Origin of the sequence: Kordia periserrulae (genome assembly GCF_003054265.1) — a bacterium.
GTDB lineage: Bacteria > Bacteroidota > Bacteroidia > Flavobacteriales > Flavobacteriaceae > Kordia > Kordia periserrulae.
The window spans coordinates 209,142-229,355 of sequence record NZ_QBKT01000003.1; the positions used below are offsets into that span (position 1 = coordinate 209,142).

Below are 20,214 nucleotides of genomic sequence, written 5' to 3' on the forward strand. Positions count from 1 at the left end.
GAAAGGAATCTAATAAAAAACCTTAATAAGTCTAAAGATAAGGTAAAGATGATACTTGTGCAAAGTGGATTTTATTTTTTTGTAAAATCATAGGAAACTAGTTGTATCCGTAACTCTTAGCATGTTAATTATTCGATTTTTATGTAAACACACTTTAAATAGGCACCTTCTTTAAACCCTATTGGATGATCGATGTCATGCAAAGTCTGTTCCAAAATGGAATATGCGGCATTGTTCCGTAAAAGCATTTCTTCTACCAAGTCAAAAAATATCTCCGCAGTAACGCGTGAACTACAGGAAGCTAAAACCAAAATTCCTTTTTTGTTGACGAGTTGCAATCCGAGTTGCGTGAGTTTTTTATAGCTTGTTATTGCCCTTCCAATTTCTGCAGCGCTTTTGGCAAACGACGGCGGATCAATCACTACGATGTCAAATTTTTGTTTGGCTTTCGCCAGATGGTTCAATTCCTCAAACGCATCGCCGACAATAATGTGATGCGTGCCAGAATAGGTGTTGAGTTTGGCATTGCTTTTCGCAATTTCCAACGCAGGTGCGCTAATGTCCAGACTCGTAACTTCTTTCGCACCACCAACCAAGGCATGCACGGAAAATCCGCCCGCATAGGAAAATACGTCTAGAACGGTTTTGTTTTTGGAAAGTTCGCCTACTTTTTTCCGATTGGCTCTATGGTCTAAAAAGTAGCCTGTTTTATGTCCGTGAATCACGTTTGCAGAAAACTTCACGCCGTGTTCTTTAAAGATAACGACTTCATTATCGAGTTCGCCGTCTAAAAGTTGTCCGTCCGTAAAACCGAATGTATTGCCTTCTTTTTGTACATTTCGACTCAAGCGTAAGACCGTTGTGGAAGCATTACTCGTTTCAATCAATGCAGGCAAGATGTCTTTTAAATAGTAGAACCAATACGACGCATATAATTTTACAACAAGAACACTATCATACACATCTGCGACGAGTGAAGGTAAATTGTCATTTTCACCATAAATCAAGCGATAACTATTGGTGTCGGTTTGTAACAGCGGAATTCGTTTGTTGTAGGCTTCTTGCACTTTCGTTGCAAACCATTCCGCATTAATCGTTGCAGGTTTGTTGGCTTGTAAGATTTTAATACGAATGGGAGAATTCGGGTCGTAAAAGCCAACCGCTAAGAATTGATTTTTTCGATTGTCAAAAATAACCGCTAAATCCCCCGTATTTCCTTCTTTATTTTGCTTTGCAATGCTATTTTCAAACACCCACGGATGTCCTTTTTTGACCAAAACTTCCGCAGAAGGTTTCAGTTTGATGGCGATTTTTTGTGTTGGGATGTTTGGGAATGAAATCAAGTTTTATTTGTTGGAATTGATGACAAAAATACAATTTTTAATGCCATGTATCAAAACGTTTCATTGTAGTTTCATGAGTTCTAAATATTAAGATTCTATAAGAAGAATCGAAAGATAGATATTCTTAAAAGTACTAAGGATGCCTTGTTTTTTTCAGAATTATTGGGTTGTGCAACGGTTACCATTGTTGGCAACTGGCATTTTTAATTAAGCTCTTGTATTCTCCATATTGACTTAGCCAGTTTTGCTAATTCCCTTTGTCTTGCAGAAACCTTATTTTCATTCCAGTCATTATACTCTTCGGGAATTGAATTTGTGGAATGACAATTTGATTTTTTAAAAATTTCTTTTTTATCAATATAAGTTTTAGTTCCAGCTTCTAAATTTAATTTATTCTCTATTAAAGCCAAATTCCCAAGTCTATATATAGATCGATTCACTTGCTCGTTATTGAAATCTCCCCAATTTTCATCAGCACTTTCAGGTAATATATGCTCTATGGTGTAATTATCACTTTCAGAATTAATATCGTTATTAAAAATATGTTTCTCAATTTTTGAATAAATATATTTGACTATTTTATGATTTTTTGAAGTTCTCTTAAACTGTTTGGTTTTAAAATCATTTTCAAAGTTGATGTCTGATACATAAACAGTTTGAAAGTCAGTTAGACTGACTGATTTATTTGTAGAGATAGAATTAGCTATCTTATTGTAGACATCTTCTTGTTCATTTGGATTCAAGCCTCCAATTATATTATATCTAAAGGAAATTACAGAACAAGTTTTTACTAATTTGGTAAAAGAATTTATGTCTAAATTTTTATAAGCGGACATAAGAAGCGAATTAGTTTGTTTGATCTGAAATAGTTTAAGTTCTTTTAAAGATTTTATTATCTCAGGTTTATCACTCCAAATTTCGCTACCTGGATCCTGTATTGCGATATAAATATCAGTTGATTCTTCTAAGTCCCTTATTAATTCAAAAGTGTCTTTCTTTGAATTTATGTTATTTTTTATAACTTTAAAAAGCTGATTTTTACGGACAGTTTTATTTTTACTGTTCCAGTAATATCTCAAGTAATCTTCAAATTTTTTATTTCCTAATTTCCCTATTATTCTACTCCATAACTTTTCCAGTTCTTCAATTTCCGTGTGATGAGGATTGGACTCATCAATTACAGAAAACAGGTAATTTTTTAGTAAATCAGAAGAAGAAAGTTGGACACCTCTAGCGTTGAGTGTTTCAAAAACTTTGAATGCATTTATTTGGTCTGTTACTGTAATTACGGTAAAAAAGAGTTTGTCAACTATAGTCTCAAGGAAGTTTGCTATTTCTTCACCAGTCGAATATTGTTTTAGCTTTTTATAGAACCATTCAAAACAAGACCTCATGTTTTTTTCAGAAGTATTAGTATTTCTTAGTGGCAATTCTTTTAAAAGAACCATATAATTTCTGTAATAGTCATCACTATTCCTGTTTAGTTTCAACTTATTGTCTGAAATTAATGTAATTGTATTTAAACTTCCAATATAATTATTTCTGTAAGTGTTTATTCTTATTTCATTATTCTCTACTTCAGTACCTTGAATAACAAAGTCGTTTAACCTTTTTAATACGGCTAAGATTAATATTGTTAGTGTAGTTAATCTTTGTTGACCATCAATTACAGTGTAATTCTTGTTGTCAGTGGTCTGAAGAACCAAGTATCCCATATAATGTTCGTTTTCTTCGTTTTCAAGGACTAGTTGTATGTCTTGCCATAAGTCATCCCAGTGCTCTGATTCCCAGCTATAATCTCTTTGGAATTTAGGGATAACATACTTAAGCCCATTCCCCATTAACTTTCTATATGTTTCGTTTGAAGTATCTTGTATACCTTTCATTCTTTAGTAATTATAATTAGGGTAAAAATATAAAATTATTATATTATAAGCCTTAATATGTTTGTGGAGTTTTAGCTTGTTGCCAACCATACGTATAACAAGAATTCCTGTTTACATACCAAATTAAGAAGATAACAGGAGCTTTTTTCATCACAACTTCCTATTATTTTTTATAAATGTAAAACAAAACCCACATATTTACAATGTGGTTTCCCGTAACGCACTAAAAAAACTTCTTTTTTATAAGTAAAAAACATAAAAAATCAACCAACATTTCACCCCAAAAAAGGTCTTTCCAAAAACCTGCGGAGGTTTTACCCAAAAGGTGCTGAGGAAATGACCAAAACCTGCTGAGGTTTTGGGTAAAAGTAGAGGAGGTTTTTTGGGAAAGGAGCTGAGGTTTTCACAAAAGGTTTTTGTAAAGGATATTTTCTTTTTCTAAACTAACAATCAAAACTAATTTGGTAAGTCATTAAGTTTTATATTTTTGTGGTAAACTAAATTTATTTATGAAAAAATCTTTACTTTTTATTTTTCTATTTGTCAGTTTGGCAAACGCACAAGTTGTTGATGTAGTAACTGGAGTCATTAATCCATTTTCATTAGTTGCCAAAGATGATGAATTATACATTGCAGAAGCCAATGGAAATAAAATATCTAAAATTAATTTGACTGAAACAAATCCAACAATAGTAGATGTAGCTTCACTTTCGGGAGGGCCTATAGGATTAGCGTCTTCTGGAAATAATCTTTACACTTCTGTTTTTCAAGGTGCAAATTTGTATAAAATTGATTTAACAGATACCAATCCATCAGCTTCATTTGTAATCACTGGACTTAACGGACATACTTTTTTAGCAACTTCGGGTGATGAGGTATTTATTTCAAGTTCAAGTTCAGATAAAATTTCTAAAATTAATGTAACGGATACAAATCCAACTTTAGTAGATTTTGCAACAAATCTTGATTCTCCTTATGGGATAGCCATAAATGGAAATTTCCTGTATTATTGTACTCGTAGTAGTAATGGCAAGGTATCAAAATTAGATATCACACAATCTAATCCAGTTCCAGTAGAAGTGGTTTCAGGACTTAATGTACCTCAAGTATTAGCTTTTAAAGGAAATGAATTATTTATTGGAGAATTCTATAAAATATTTAAAGTCGACGTTACAGATTCGAATCCAACTCCAATACTTGTGGCTGATGGACTTAATGGTGTTTCTGGATTAGCCTTTCATGGAGATGATTTATACATCTCTCAATTCCCAGATAATAAAATATTAAAATTGGACACAAGTATTTTAAGTGTTGAAGATAGTAATTTGAAAAATGTCAAGTTATTTCCCAACCCTGTAGTTGGGCATTTATATATTTCGGGTTTAACATTTAGTGAAGAATATAAAATATTTAATCTTACAGGAGAGTTAATAATGACAGGAACCATTTCAAAAGAAGAAAAGATTGATTTAACAGAATTAGATTCAGGTTTATATATTTTAAAGCTTGGCAATGGAATAGTCAAAAAATTGATTAAAGCATAGCACAAAAAAGCCACCTTTTTCAAGATGGCTTTTACAAACAACTAAATTCTAAAACCTATATGTTTAGAATTATCTTTTATGTGGTTTGACTCCTAGAAACAGTATTCGTTTTCTGCTGTCATTTTTTCTGCAATGGTGTTGCGTAAGGCAACTACGTTTGGCATATTCGCGTATTTGGTGAAACGCTTTAATCCCATTAACATCATACGTTGCTCGTCACCTTCTGCGAACGAAACGATGCCTTCTTTGGCTTTGGTCGTAATTTTCTCAACCGCATTGAAAAGGTTCAAACGTGTCATCGCGATTTGTATTGCTTGCGAATCTTCTCCGAAACGTTTTGCGTTCTTTTCAGTACGTAAGATTGCCGATTCTACCATGTAGATTTCAATTAAGATATCCGCCGCAGCCATTAATAATTGTTGGTGTTCTTCTAATTGTGGTCCGAATTTTTGAACTGCCGAACCCGCGACCATTAGGAATACTTTCTTTAATTTGGCTACCATTTCTTTTTCTTCTGAGAAGAGTTCAGAGTAGTCTGGAATATCAAATGACGGAATTCCCATCAATTCGTCCGCTACTTTCATCGCTGGCTCTAACAAGTTTACGTGCCCTTTCATCGCCTTTTTCACCAACATTCCTACCGCCAACATACGGTTGATTTCGTTGGTTCCTTCGTAAATACGAGAAATACGTGCATCTCTCCAAGCAGATTCCATTGGTGTGTCTGCCGAGAATCCCATTCCTCCAAAGATTTGGATTCCTTCGTCGGTTACTTTTTGGATGTCTTCTGAGATTTTTACTTTTAAAATAGAACACTCAATTGCGTATTCTTCTACACCTTTTAATTCCGCTTCTTGAAATGTGTTTCCTTCTGCTTCACGAATCGCAATGCGGTCTTCAATGTTTTTAGCCGCACGGTAACACGCAGATTCTCCTACGTAACAAGCGGTTGCCATTTCGGCTAATTTCGACTTAATCGCTCCAAATTTCGCAATTGGTGTTTTGAACTGAATACGCTCATTCGCATATTTTGTTGCTTCAGTAATGACACGACGTTGTGCATCTAAACAAGCCGCTGCTAATTTGATACGTCCTACGTTCAACGCATTCATCGCAATTTTAAAACCGTTTCCACGCTCTGAAAGCATGTTTTCCACAGGAACTTTGGTATCGTTAAAGAATACCTGACGGGTAGAAGAGGAGTGAATTCCGAGTTTGTGCTCTTCTTCTCCTAAAGTCATTCCGTTTGGATTGTCTTTGTCGTACTCTACAATAAATCCTGTGATGTTTTTGTCGTCTTCAATACGTGCAAATACGATGAATGTTTCTGCAAAACCAGCATTTGAAATCCACATTTTTTGTCCAGAAATCAAATAGTGCTTTCCATCTTCTGATAATACAGCTTTGGTTTTTCCAGAGTTGGCATCTGATCCTGCACCTGGTTCCGTTAAACAGTACGCTCCAAATTTTTCTCCTACAGCTAACGAAGGCACGTATTTTTGCTTTTGTTCTTCGGTTCCGTACAGTGTAATTGGCATGGTTCCAATTCCGGTATGTGCTCCAAAAGCGGTAGCGATAGAACCTGTAGCACCTGAAATATAATCACATACCAACATGGTAGAAACGAATCCCATTCCCATTCCGTCATACTTTTCAGGAACGGCAATTCCTAAAAATCCAAGTTCACCTGCTTTGCGCATTACTTCTTCGGTAAGTGCATAATCTTTCTTTTCAAAACGTTCTTTGTGTGGCCAAATTTCACGATCAACGAATTCTTTTACCGATTCTTTCATCATGATTTGCTCCTCCGAGAAATCTTCTGGAGTAAATACGTCTTCACATTTTGTTTCTTTCACAAGGAACTGTCCCCCGCGTAAGATGTCTTTGTTTATTGCTTCTGTGCTCATTTTGTTGTTTGATATAATTTTTAGAATCAAGAGTCATGAATCAGGACTGTTAACCGAGTCTATCTTTGAATCTTGATATCATTTTTTGTAATTGATTTATCGTCTCTACTAATATGTTATATTCTTTTTCTGTCAAATACTTTTCTCTAAAAGCAATGATTAATTGTGTTTCTAATTCAAAAGCTGAACCTAAACTATCTTCCAAATATTTGTTGAAATGTTTATCAGAACTTTTACTCGTTCCTTCAGCAATATTTGAAGGAATAGAAACTGCGCAACGGTTCATTTGAGAAGCGAGTCCGAATTTTTCAATATCTGGAAATGTTCTTGTAAGCTTGTAAATTTCGCCTACCAATTCCATACTGTCTATCCAGATTTTCAGCTTTTTAAAATTATGCACAATTAAAAGTCTTGATTCTTGTTTCTAACAATCTTGGTTCTGAGCGTAAGCGTTACGCGAGAAATTCAAAAATTCCCGCTGCTCCTTGTCCGGTTCCTACGCACATGGTAACCATTCCGTATTTGCCTTGCATGTTTTGCTTGCGCATTTCATCAAATAATTGAACGGATAGTTTTCCGCCTGTACAGCCTAATGGATGTCCTAACGCAATGGCACCACCGTTTACGTTGATGATGTCTGGATTTAAGTTCAATTCTCTAATTACTGCGAGCGATTGCGATGCAAAGGCTTCGTTTAATTCGATAAGCGAGATTTGATCTTGTGTCAATCCTGCTTGTTTTAATGCTTTTGGAACCGCCGCTACAGGACCAATTCCCATAATTCTTGGTGGAACACCAGCTGCTGCATAACTTACCATACGTGCGATAGGCTCTAGATTTAATTCTTTGACCATTTCTTCACTCATCACCATGACAAACGCTGCTCCGTCACTGGTTTGTGACGAGTTTCCTGCGGTTACGCTTCCGTTTTGTGCAAATACAGGACGTAATTTAGACAACGCTTCAATGCTGGTTCCTTTACGTGGTCCTTCGTCTTTGGTTACCGTGTATGATTTTGTGGCTTTTTTTCCGTTTGCATCTACGTAGGTTTCCTCAACATTAATTGGAACGATTTGATCTTGGAAACGATTTTCTGCCTGTGCGCGCAAAGCTTTCATGTGTGAATGGTACGCGAATTCATCTTGGTCTTCACGAGAAACTTTGAATTGTTCAGCAACTGCTTCTGCCGTATTTCCCATTCCCCAGTAATAATCTTCGTGTCCTTCGCTGATGAGGTCGTAGTTTAATTCGGTTTTAAATCCTGTCATTGGTACCGAACTCATGCTTTCTGTTCCTCCAGCAATGATACAATCGGCCATTCCTGATTGAATTTTCGCGACTGCCATTCCGATAGTTTCTAATCCTGACGAACAGAAACGGTTGACCGTTACACCTGGTACATCTTCTACTTTTAATCCCATTAAAGAAATTAATCGTGCCATATTGAGTCCTTGCGAACCTTCTGGCATGGCGTTACCAACGATGACATCGTCGATGCGTTTTACGTCAAATTCTGGTAGCTGCTGTATCATGTATTGAATGGTTTCGGCAGCTAATTCGTCCGCTCTTTTAAATCGGAAAACTCCTTTTTTAGATTTCCCAACCGCGGTTCTATATCCTTTTACTATGTATGCTGTTTTCATGTTTTCTTGCTTTTGGCTATTAGCTTTTGGCCTCTAGCTTGTAATTTACTTTATGTTTGTAAGCCAATAGCTAAAAGCTAAAGGCTAGAAGCAAAGTAACTTTTAGTTACGTAATGGCTTCCCCGTTTTCAACATATGCTGAATACGCTCTAAGGTTTTACGCTCTGTACATAGACTTAAAAACGCTTCACGCTCTAGGTCTAGTAAATAGTCTTCCGTTACGAGTGTTGGTTCTGATAAATCGCCACCTGCCATTACGTAGGCAAGTTTGTTTGCGATTTTTTTGTCGTGTTCAGAGATGTATCTGCTGGCTTCCATGGCGTCCGTTCCTACTAAGAACATTCCTAAGGCTTGTTTTCCAAGGACTTTTACGTCTTTTCTGCGTGGTGGTTGCGTGTATCCAGATTCTGCCATCAATTTCGCATGTGCTTTTGCCGTTGCGATTTGACGCTCTTTGTTGACTACTACAATGTCTTTTCCTTGTTGCAATATGCCCATATCAAACGCTTCGTAAGCAGAAGTGGCTACTTTTGCCATTCCGATGGTCATAAAGTATTCTTGTAAGACGTTCAATTCTACATCACCTTTTCTAAACGTATCCGATGCGCGTAATGCCATTTCTTTGGATCCTCCACCGCCAGGAATTACTCCGACACCAAATTCAACCAAACCAATGTACGTTTCTGCAGCAGCGACTACTTTATCAGCATGCATGGAAAGCTCACATCCACCACCGAGTGTCATTCCGTGAGGAGCGACTACGACAGGAATAGAGGAGTAGCGCGCACGCATCATGGTGTTTTGGAACATTTTGATTGCCATGTTCAATTCGTCATATTCTTGCTCTACTGCCATCATAAAAATCATTCCGATATTCGCGCCGACAGAGAAGTTAGCTGCTTGATTTCCAATCACCAATCCTTGGAAGTCTTTTTCGGCTAAGTCAATCGCTTTGTTGATTCCTTGCAATACGCCGCCGCCAATGGTGTTCATTTTCGACTGGAATTCCAAGTTAAGGATTCCGTCGCCTAAGTCTTCAATAACTGCTTCACTGTTTTTCCAAACTTCATTTGATTTGCGAATGTTATCTAAGATGATGAATGCATCTTGACCTGGTTTTTTGGTTTGCGCTTTCGCTGGAATGTCGTAATAGTACGTTGCACCATCTTTTACCGTGTAGAAACTTTTTTCGCCAGCAGCAACCATTTCCGTTACCCAAGAAGCTGGTTCTAAACCTTCTGCTTTCATGAGTTCAATCCCTTTTTCGATGCCGACAGCATCCCAAATTTCAAACGGTCCGTTTTCCCAACCAAAACCAGCTTTCATCGCATCGTCAATTCGGTAGAGTTCGTCGGAGATTTCAGGAATTCTGTTTTGTACATACGCAAACATCGCCGCGAAGTTTTTACGGTAAAATTCACCTGCTTTGTCTTTTCCACCTACCAATACTTTAAAACGGTCAATTGGTTTGTCGATGGTTTTTGTGAGTTCAAGCGTTGCAAACTTGGCTCTTTTATTTGGGCGATATTCCATCGTGTCTAAGTCCAACGAAAGAATTTCTTTTTTACCTTCAGGAGTTACTGTTTTTTTATAGAAACCTTGTCCTGTTTTGCTTCCCAACCATTTGTTTTCCATCATGGTTTTGATGAAATCTGGCAACTTGAATAAGTCGTGTGCTTCATCATCTGGACAGTTTTCGTAGATTCCGTTGGCTACGTGTACAAGTGTGTCTAATCCGACAACATCAACCGTACGGAACGTAGCAGATTTTGGTCGACCAATTACAGGACCTGTGAGTTTATCTACTTCTTCTATGGTTAATCCAAGTTCTTTTACTTGGTGGAATAGACTTTGAATTCCGAAGATTCCGATTCTGTTTCCGATAAATGCAGGTGTATCTTTTGCCAATACAGACGTTTTACCCAAGAATTTTTCACCATACATCATTAAGAAGTCTGTTACTTCTTGTTTACAGTTTGGTCCCGGAACTACTTCGAATAGTTTTAAATAACGTGGCGGATTGAAAAAGTGTGTTACGGCGAAGTGTTGTTGGAAATCTTCGCTACGACCTTCGTTCATGAATTTGATAGGAATACCAGATGTGTTTGATGTTATCAATGTTCCCGGCGTTCTGTGTTTTTCAACTTGCTCAAATACTTTTTGTTTGATGTCTAATCGTTCCACAACTACTTCAATAATCCAATCGACATCTTTGATTTTGTGGATATCGTCGGTTAAGTTTCCTGTAGAAATTCGGTTTGCGAATTTTTGTGAGTAAATCGGTGATGGTTTCGATTTTAGAGACGCAGCAAGGTTGTCGTTTACCAATCTGTTGCGAACTACGTTGTCTTCAAGCGTTAATCCTTTCGCTTTTTCTTTTTCGGAAAGTTCAAAAGGCACTATGTCTAATAGCAACACTTCGACTCCGATATTGGCAAAATGACAGGCAATTCCAGAACCCATGATTCCAGAACCGATGACTGCTATTTTGGTAATTGGTCGTTTCATCTTTTTTTCAATTTTTAGATTGTTAGGTAAAATGTACTTTGTTATGCGTACGTAGATTTCTGTATATGTTGATTCGTATTATTTATCTACAGTAGCTTCTACGTCTTCTTCAGCATATATTTTCTTATTGCTGATGAGTTCTAGAATGATTTCTGAAACTTCGTAGAAATGCTTTAATTTTTCTTGTTCAATATTCGCGCGAATGGCATCGTTAAAACGCAAAACCGTCGTTTTAGAAACAGCTCGCATTTCTTTGCCAAATTCTGTTAAACAGATTAATACGCTTCTACCATCTTTAGGATTCTTTTTTCTGTAGATGAGTCCTTTTTCCTCCATACCTTTTAAGGTACGTGACAGACTCGTGGCTTCCATGCCCATTTTCGGGCCGAGCGCGGTAGATGGTGTTCCTTCTTCTTGATCAATGCTAAGTAATGTGAATCCTGTAGCCATGGTACTGCCATATTTTCCTGCCTCCTCATTATACATTTTGGAGATGGCTTGCCATGTAGCTCGCATTACATGATCTATTGTTTTTTCTTTCATATAGTTGTTTGTGCTTCAAATATATGAAAAAATACTATGCATGCATAATAAAAATAAAAAATTATTTTATGAATTTGCTAAAATTTTAGGAGTTGGAGTAGGAGTTTTATATTTAAAGCACATTTTATTGCAGATTTTACAGTTTGACTTGTGCTTTTTTGAATAAAATTAATATATGAGTAATTAGTGCTAGTTTTGAGTTGCTGCTACCAGTAGCAGCGGAAAAGTTCGTTTGTTTATAAATTCAATTGTTTCCCACTGCGCTTCTATAATTGCAAAATATTTTTCTGTCTTTTCTGTTTGAATGCTACTATTGAAAGTTATTGTTTCAGTAGGTTTGATGGTCCTCTTTTTTTTAAAAAATTGATAATCAAACGGTGAAGCTGAACCATATATTCGTGGAACATCTAGCAAATACTCCTCACGACTGATTTGTGAAACTAGAAGCATGCGTTTTTTTAGAATTTCTTCTTTTGGAACCAATAGTGTAATCGGAACTTTTCCCGAATTATGTAATGAAATTGTAGCATTGTTTTTTGTAATATTGAAAGAAGCTGTGATTGTTTGATGCTTAAATTGTAGACTGTTTTTGATGAGTTTTTGTAGTGACTTGCTCAGGTTTTGTAGTTCCTTTGGGATTTTTGCAAAATGCCCCCATTGTATTTTTTTACTTTTTGTTGTATCAAAGAGCGTCAAGTGATATCTAAGACTTCCAGGTAGTTTTTCACCGTAGAAACCTTCTACAGCGTTTACATTTTCTATATTTTTATAAAGTTGCTGAGTTTCTTCTCGCGAAAGCATACACTTATACACGCCAACTTCTGAGGTGTTTTCAAGAATTGGCCATCCATTTTCAACAAATACTATAACTTGCCTATTTTTCGAAATATGAATTGAAACAGCAGTATTTGGTGGAGCACCACCATTTATGGAAAATTTTAATATTGGTTGTGTTATTTGCATTGTGTTTGGTTTCACAAAAGAACAGTTCAGAATAAAAAAAAGAAAAAGCAATATTTTATTGAAGTAATATTTTTTCATGATTTATGGTCCATTCATTAGTCTATAAACGCTTTCTCCAGGTAATCTATTGCTATTTAACCAACTTACAAATGAAGATAAGTGTCTTCGATGAACTCGTTGAGTGTTAACTCCCATAACAGAATCAGAAGCTGTAAACGAGCTTGAAGCAGCATGTGTAGTTGCTGTGCTTCCAGCAGCCGTTGGACTTGAACCTATTAATCGCGTATATTCTGCTGTAGACAAACGATATTCATCTTCTAAACCAATTATATGACCAAACTCATGAGCAATAGTGTTTGTAGAACTCGATAAATACCAATTGCTCCTATTTGCGCGTCCACTTCCTGAATGTACTTCCACAGAAATATGATTGTCATCATCCGTAAATACAGGATCAAATTCTATGGCTAAACGTCTTGGTCCTTGAATGTGAAAATGTCCATTCCAACGGCTTCTAATTCCAGCAAGCCAACTTGACTTTGTGGCTGCAGGAACGGTTTCTCCATCCAATTCAATTCGAACAATTATTTTTAGTCGATCACGATGGTATTCGATGTCATAATTTACATCCCAAGCATATTCTTTTTCTTCCCAAGTTCCATCACCATCATCATCTTCAAAATGACGTTCAGTAGCGTCTGTGTCAATTTCTTCCCAAACGAGTAAACCATTGAGCATTTGCACAATTCGGTTATAGGTACTTTCAGAAAAATCACTTTCCAATTGTGCTAATGTGTCGGTATCAGCTAAAGTTGTCGTTAATTCTCCATCAGGTGCGGTCCTAATTTTTTGGTACACATTTTCGGTACTTGCACCTTCAAAAGCCATCCAGTTTAATTGAAAGTTTAGATCGCCGCCCAAAGCCTCTACGGCTTCTACCATGGTATCATTATCGCAAATTCCAGCAAAATACCCTCGCATGGTAGTGCTACTTCGAATGGTAGCTACATCTTGTGTGTTTTCTGTGAGCATGGTTTGTACATCTTCCCAACTAGTACCTTCATAAAACATCCATTCCAATCGTTTTTTAATAGCTCCATCATTATAGCGCATGGCGGTAAACATTTCATTGTTATCTAAGGCAGAAGCGGCTTGTACCTTGAGCGTATTATCATTTAAGGCTATGTTGGATTCAGCAGCATTTAGACTTCCAAAAATAGCAATGACTTCATTTTCAGGAATGTCAAAATAACCTAATATTTCTCGTAATCGTTGTAGCTCATCACTTTCTGCATCTTGCTTTTGTATGATGGTGCGTTGTATAGAATTTGCTCCTTTTTGTTGAATGGTATGTGTAAGTTCATGTGCTAATAGGTGTTTTCCTGATTGTGAATTTGGTGCGTATTGTCCTTTGTTAAAGTAAATATTATTTCCATTGGTAAATGCCCGCGCACCTAGACTTTGACTCATCTGAACAGCATCGTGGTCTTTGTGAATGCGCACATTTTGAAAGCTTGCACTAAATCTACTTTCCATGTAATTTTTGGTTGTAGCATCCATGTGATCACCTTTTCCATTTTTGCTGTTTAGTTTTTGACTGATACTTCCTGAAGGCGAATTATTTTCTGATGTATTACTCGATTTTTGTATGATAGGAGTGATGCTATCTGCTAGTATTTTTCGTTGAGGTTTTGTATTGTGAATAGTAGAAATAGTGTTGGCAGTACTTTCTAGGTTTTCAGGAGGCTTAGACATAGTAACAACTTTTGTAGCAATTGTATCTGCTTCTTTTTCGTAACTATCATTAGGTTGTCCTACTTTTAATTTGGGTTGAATGAACGTAGGAGCACTTATGCTTTTAGCATTCTTTTTAGGAATAAATGAAGTTGTAGGCGAAGCATTTTTGTTGGCTTTCCCCGTTTGTTTATTTCCTTGTAGACTTTGTGCAAACATTCTTTAGTTGTGTAAAAACACATAGTTACCATATTTACAAACATAAAAAAAGAGGATAAACACCCTAATCTAAATATCATAAAAGAAAAAACCGCTCAAATTAGTTGAACGGTTTTCGATATTTAGTTAAGCTCTATCATAAATTTTATCACAATAGTCTTTGTAGATTTCTTTGATGACTTTTCGCTTCATTTTCATGGTTGGCGTGAGTTCGCCGCCGTCAATAGACCATACTTTTGGAATGAGTTCGAAGCGTTTGATTTGTTCCCACTTCCCGAAATGACTATTGGCTTCATCTACTTCTTTTTGAATTCGTGCGATGATTTCCTCAGAAGCACAGATTTCTTTTTCGGACGAACCGATGTTTTTGCCTTTCTTTTTTATCCAATCTTTGATGAATTCGAAGTTTGGCTGAATTAACGCTGCTGGCATTTTTTCACCTTCTCCAATCACCATGATTTGTTCTATGAAACGCGATTGTTTGAAACGGTTTTCGATTAATGCAGGAATGACATATTTTCCTCCCGATGTTTTAAACATATCTTTTTTACGATCGGTAATTTTTAAGAAACCATCCGCACTGACTTCTCCAATATCTCCTGTGTGGAAATATCCATCAGTCATCACGCTAGCAGTTTTCTCAGGATCTTTGTAATAGCCTTGCATAACGTTTGGTCCTTTTACTAAGATTTCACCATCTTCAGCAATTTTGACTTCTACATTGTCAATCACGCGTCCTACGGTTCCTACTCGGAATCCGCCATTGCGTTGGTCATTTACAGAAATTACAGGTGACGTTTCCGTTAATCCATATCCTTCCATGATTGGAATTCCTGCTGCGGCAAATACACGCGTTAATCGCGCTTGTAATGGCGCACTTCCAGAAACCATTAACTCTAAGTTTCCGCCCAAACCTTCTTTCCATTTGCTAAAGATAAGTTTACGAGCAATTTTAAGTTTAAATTCATACCACCATCCGTTTTTACCGTACGGTTCGTATTGCAATCCGAGCTCAATTGCCCAAAAGAATAGTTTCTTTTTGATGCCTGTTAAATCCGCTCCTTTGGCGTAAATTTTGTCATATACTTTTTCATACAAACGCGGAACAGCTGTCATGACGTTTGGCTTGACTTCTTTTAGGTTATCGCTAATTTTCTCAATAGATTCTGCAAAGAAAATTTCAATGCCACAGTATTGGTATAAATATAAAATCATGCGTTCAAATACGTGACATACAGGCAAGAAACTCAAAGCTCTTGCTTGTCCAATATGTAGTGGAACGCGCTTTTGACTATCTATGACATTTGATACCAAATTGCTGTGTGCTAACATTACGCCTTTTGGTTTTCCTGTAGTTCCAGAAGTGTATATCAAAGTTGCTAAGTCTTCTGGTGTTACAGCATCTTTTCTAGCTTTTAATTCATCGTCATTACTCGTGTCTTCTCCAAGCTTTAAAACCTCTGTCCAATTGTGTTCGCCCGCAACTTCATCAAAAGTGTATATGCCTTTCAATTTTGTATTGCCTTTGATGGCGTTAAGTTTTTCAACAATTTCTTCATCCGACGCAAAGCAATAAATCGCTTCTGAATGATTTAAAATATATTCGTAATCTTCTTTGGCGATGGTTGGATAAATCGGAACATTTTGCGCGCCAATTTGTAACACACCAATGTCCATCACATTCCACTCCGTTCTATTGTTGGTGGATATGACGGCGATTTTATCATTCGGTTTTACTCCTAAACGCAACAAACCTCTACTGATAGCATTGGCTTGATTGAGATATTCTTGCGTTGAAATGGAAGTCCACTTTCCATCTTTAAAGGATGTGAGCGCTTTTGCTAAAGGATAATTGTCAAGTTGATAGTATGGAAAATCAAATAATCGGGTTACATTCGTCATGCTCTGATTTGGTTTATGTATGAAGTTGCAAATTATGAAAATTGTCAACCATTTTCAAGAGAATGTTAAAAATCGCTGTGTTTTTTTTAAGAAATCTGTAAGTATTTGTGATTTGTGTTGCGAATGTATACAAAAAAGACTCGCTGTTAGGCAAGTCTTTTGGAATGTTATTTATTGATAATGAATTATTTACTCTTCGCTTCAATCCACTTTCTAGCATTGACAAAGGCTTCTAACCATGGCGAAACTTCATCGTTGCGACCTTCTGGGTAGTTTGCCCAATTCCACTGAAATGTAGAACGTTCAATGTGTGGCATCGTTACCAAATGTCTTCCTGTAGCATCGCATAGCATGGCAGTGTTAAAGTCAGAACCATTCGGATTGGAAGGATAGCCTTCATAACCATATTTTGCTACGATTTGATACTTACTTTCTTCGTACGGAAGCTTAAATTTTCCTTCTCCATGCGAAATCCACACTCCTAAGGTCGTTCCCGCCAAGGACGAAAGCATTACCGAATTGTTCTCCTGAATTTTTACCGAAGTAAAGGCACTTTCGTGTTTTTGAGAATCGTTGTAGGTCATTTTTCCGTGAACTTCATGCTCCGGATTGATGACTTCCAATTCCATAAATAATTGGCAACCATTGCAAATTCCGACCGAAAGTGTGTCTTCGCGTTTAAAGAAATTTTTCAACGCTGTATTGGCTTTTTCGTTGTATAAGAAGGCACCTGCCCAACCTTTGGCAGAACCTAATACATCTGAATTAGAAAATCCACCAACGGCACCAATAAATTGAATATCCTCCAACGTTTCACGTCCCGAAATCAAGTCGGTCATGTGTACATCTTTTACATCAAAACCAGCCAAATACATCGCATTTGCCATTTCGCGCTCGCTGTTGCTTCCTTTTTCTCTAATAATAGCTGCTTTTGGCTTCTCGACTGCGCTCGAAGTGACATCTGCTAGTTTTCCTGTAAAGTGTTTCGGGAAAGTATATGTTAAGGGTTGATTGGCATAGTTTTCATAGCGCGCTTTTGCCAAACCATTTGCCGTTTGTTTTTGGTCGAGTAGGAACGAGGTTTTATACCAAATATCACGATATTCTGAAATACTCAAGCTAAATTTATCTTCTTGATTTTTAATGTTGACACGATCACTTTCGGTAACTTTTCCTAGATTGTAAAAGGTAATTCCAGCGTCGTTCAATATATTTTCTACCGAATTGTCAGTTGCCTGAAAAACGATTCCGTTATTTTCTGAGAATAATAATTTGATAGAATCTGCTTCGTTCAACGCATCAAAGTTCAAGTTGGCGCCTACATTGTTGTCTGCAAAGCAAAGTTCAAGGAGTGTTGTTATCAATCCGCCAGAAGCGACATCGTGTCCCGCCACAATTTTATCTTGCTTGATAAGTTCTTGCATCACATTAAACGTCTTTTTAAACTGCGCAGCATCTACAATTGTTGGTGTTTCGTTGCCTATTTTATGTAAGGTTTGTGCAAACGAACTTCCTCCGAGTTTAAAATCGTCCTGAGACAAATTGATATAATAAATATCACCTGCATTTTTACGAAATACAGGTTCTACCACTTTAGTAATATCGTTACAATTGGCTGCCGCAGAAATGACTACCGTTCCTGGAGAAATGACTTCTTCATTTGGGTATTTTTGTTTCATCGACAAGGAATCTTTTCCTGTTGGCACGTTGATTCCCAAGTCAATCGCAAATTCTGAAATGGCAGAAACCGCTTCGTATAAACGCGCATCTTCTCCTTCGTTCTTACATGGCCACATCCAGTTTGCGGAAAGCGATACGCTTTTCAAACCATCTTTCAACGGTGCCCAAATAATATTACTCAAGGCTTCTGCAATAGCGTTTCGGCTTCCTGCTGTTGGACTTATCAATCCAGCAATTGGTGCATGTCCTACAGAAGTTGCAATGCCTTCTTTTCCAGCATAATCCAACGCCATTACGCCCACATTGTTTAGTGGTAATTGTAACGGTCCGGCACATTGTTGTTTGGCAACTTTTCCACCGACACAACGGTCTACTTTGTTGGTTAACCAGTCTTTACAGGCAACGGCTTCTAGTTGTAACACTTGCGTGAGATAGTTCTCAAATTCGGTTGTATTATATTGAAGAGGCGCATATTGTCGCGAAACCGTAGAATCGGTCATGATGGTTTTTGGCGAACTTCCAAACATATCGCTCAAAGCCAAATCCATTGGTTTGTCGCCTTTGGTGGCAGATTCAAACGTAAAACGGTCATCGCCTGTCACATCTCCAACGGTGTACATTGGCGAACGTTCACGTTGTGCTATTTTATTCAGTGTTTCTAAATGTTCTTCTGCAATGACCAATCCCATACGTTCTTGTGATTCGTTTCCGATGATTTCTTTTGCAGATAGGGTTGGATCGCCCACAGGCAATTTATCCAAATCAATTTTTCCACCCGTTTCTTCCACCAATTCCGACAAACAATTCAAATGGCCACCTGCACCGTGATCGTGAATAGAAACAATATAATTTTCCTCGCTTTCCACCATCCCACGAATGGCATTTGCTGCGCGTTTTTGCATTTCAGGATTGGAACGTTGTACCGCATTCAATTCAATTCCTGTAGAGAATTCGCCCGTATCTGCAGACGAAACTGCCGCGCCGCCCATTCCGATTCGGTAGTTTTCACCACCTAAAATCACAACTTTATCACCTATTTTTGGTGTATGTTTAATCGCTTGTGACGCTTTTCCATAGCCGATTCCGCCCGCTTGCATGATGACTTTGTCATAGCCCAACTTTCTTGAAGTCACGTTTAAATTGTCAGAAGCTTCATCATGCTCAAAGGTCAACACTGAACCGCAGATTAACGGTTGTCCAAATTTATTTCCAAAATCCGAAGCTCCGTTTGATGCTTTTATTAAGATATCGATTGGAGTTTGGTACAACCAATCGCGCGCTGGCATTACTTTTTCCCAAGTTTTTTCTTCTTCTAAACGCGAATAGGCCGTCATATACACCGCTGTTCCTGCCAATGGCAATGAACCTTGTCCGCCCGCAAGTCTGTCACGAATTTCTCCTCCAGAACCTGTAGCGGCTCCGTTAAACGGCTCAACCGTAGTAGGGAAGTTGTGCGTTTCCGCTTTCAACGAAATGACAGAATCAAATTCTTGCACTTCGTAAAAGTCAGGTTTGTCAGCAGATTTTGGCGCAAATTGGGCGACTTTCGGGCCTTTTATAAAGGCAACATTGTCTTTATATGCTGAAACAATATCGTTTGGATGTTGTTTCGAAGTTTCTTTGATGAGTTTGAATAACGACGTAGGTTTTTCTTCGCCGTCAATCACGAAGGTTCCATTGAAAATTTTATGTCGACAGTGTTCTGAGTTTACTTGTGAAAAGCCAAATACTTCAGAATCCGTAAGTTTCCTGTTGAGTTTTTTGGCGAGATTGTTCAGGTAGTCAATTTCTTCGGAGCTTAACGCCAATCCTTCTTGTTCGTTGTACGCAGCAATATTGTCAATTTCCAAAATGGCTTCTGGTTCAATAGCAATCGTAAACGTATTTTGATGCAAACCGTTGAATTTTTGGGAAATCATAGGGTCAAACTCTGTAAAATCTTCCGAAACTGCTTTAAATTCTTCAATTCGGATGATGCCCTCAATGCCCATGTTTTGGGTGATTTCGACTGCGTTGGTACTCCAAGGTGTAATCATGGCAGCTCTAGGACCAACAAAAAAAGCATCCAATGATGCTTGTTCGATTTTCGCGGTGTTGCCAAAAAGCCAGTTCAGCTTTGCAACGTTTTCTGTTGATAATTCTTTTACTGTTTGAACAGCAAATACTTTGCTGTGTACGTTTCCAAAGAAATGAATCATTATGTAGTTTTTGTGTGTTGTTGTTTAGAAAAGGCAAATTTACATTTTTTTACTTAGATTTTAGAGTATTATTTTCGATGATAATTTTGGAGTTATTTACATTGTTTTGAACATTTTTTGGTATCGCTTTGCTTTTGGTGTTTT

Annotated in this window: 12 protein-coding genes; 1 reads left to right on the forward strand and 11 read right to left on the reverse strand. The window is 37.3% G+C overall.

The genetic code is table 11. From position 1 onward, the window contains the following. Positions 1–128: 128 nt before the first annotated feature. Both C8N46_RS07860 and C8N46_RS07865 read right to left on the reverse strand, forming a co-directional pair. A complete protein-coding gene (locus C8N46_RS07860) occupies positions 129–1,343 on the reverse strand; it encodes a class I SAM-dependent rRNA methyltransferase (RefSeq protein WP_108114333.1) in 1,215 nt (404 codons plus the stop codon). Positions 1,344–1,546: 203 nt separating this feature from the next. Then, complete coding sequence (locus C8N46_RS07865; protein ID WP_108114334.1) at positions 1,547–3,229, reverse strand: DUF262 domain-containing protein; 1,683 nt, start codon at positions 3,227–3,229, stop codon at positions 1,547–1,549. Between the two features lie 509 nt (positions 3,230–3,738). Here C8N46_RS07865 and C8N46_RS07870 point away from each other — a divergent pair. Beyond that, entirely contained in the window at positions 3,739–4,773 is a 1,035-nt protein-coding gene (locus tag C8N46_RS07870; RefSeq protein WP_108114335.1) for a T9SS type A sorting domain-containing protein, read from the forward strand. 92 nt (positions 4,774–4,865) lie between these two features. Here C8N46_RS07870 and C8N46_RS07875 read toward each other — a convergent pair whose 3' ends face one another. From C8N46_RS07875 to purL, 9 genes are all read right to left on the reverse strand, one after another. Continuing rightward, complete coding sequence (locus C8N46_RS07875; RefSeq protein WP_108114336.1) at positions 4,866–6,680, reverse strand: acyl-CoA dehydrogenase family protein; 1,815 nt, start codon at positions 6,678–6,680, stop codon at positions 4,866–4,868. Between the two features lie 49 nt (positions 6,681–6,729). Continuing rightward, complete coding sequence (locus tag C8N46_RS07880; protein WP_108114337.1) at positions 6,730–7,080, reverse strand: four helix bundle protein; 351 nt, start codon at positions 7,078–7,080, stop codon at positions 6,730–6,732. Between the two features lie 52 nt (positions 7,081–7,132). Next, entirely contained in the window at positions 7,133–8,323 is a 1,191-nt protein-coding gene (locus C8N46_RS07885) for an acetyl-CoA C-acyltransferase (RefSeq protein ID WP_108114338.1), read from the reverse strand. 102 nt (positions 8,324–8,425) lie between these two features. Beyond that, the gene (locus tag C8N46_RS07890; protein ID WP_108114339.1) at positions 8,426–10,831 is read right to left on the reverse strand and encodes a 3-hydroxyacyl-CoA dehydrogenase/enoyl-CoA hydratase family protein; all 2,406 of its coding nucleotides are present in this window, start codon (positions 10,829–10,831) and stop codon (positions 8,426–8,428) included. Between the two features lie 78 nt (positions 10,832–10,909). Continuing rightward, complete coding sequence (locus C8N46_RS07895) at positions 10,910–11,374, reverse strand: MarR family winged helix-turn-helix transcriptional regulator (protein ID WP_108114340.1); 465 nt, start codon at positions 11,372–11,374, stop codon at positions 10,910–10,912. 189 nt (positions 11,375–11,563) lie between these two features. Then, a complete protein-coding gene (locus C8N46_RS07900; RefSeq protein ID WP_146169764.1) occupies positions 11,564–12,415 on the reverse strand; it encodes a hypothetical protein in 852 nt (283 codons plus the stop codon). Between the two features lie 3 nt (positions 12,416–12,418). After that, the gene (locus C8N46_RS07905; protein WP_108114342.1) at positions 12,419–14,290 is read right to left on the reverse strand and encodes an eCIS core domain-containing protein; all 1,872 of its coding nucleotides are present in this window, start codon (positions 14,288–14,290) and stop codon (positions 12,419–12,421) included. A 126-nt stretch (positions 14,291–14,416) separates the two neighbouring features. After that, complete coding sequence (locus C8N46_RS07910) at positions 14,417–16,192, reverse strand: AMP-dependent synthetase/ligase (RefSeq protein ID WP_108114343.1); 1,776 nt, start codon at positions 16,190–16,192, stop codon at positions 14,417–14,419. Between the two features lie 185 nt (positions 16,193–16,377). After that, positions 16,378–20,070, reverse strand: coding sequence for a phosphoribosylformylglycinamidine synthase (gene purL / locus C8N46_RS07915; RefSeq protein ID WP_108114344.1), 3,693 nt, complete (start codon positions 20,068–20,070; stop codon positions 16,378–16,380). Positions 20,071–20,214: the final 144 nt, after the last annotated feature.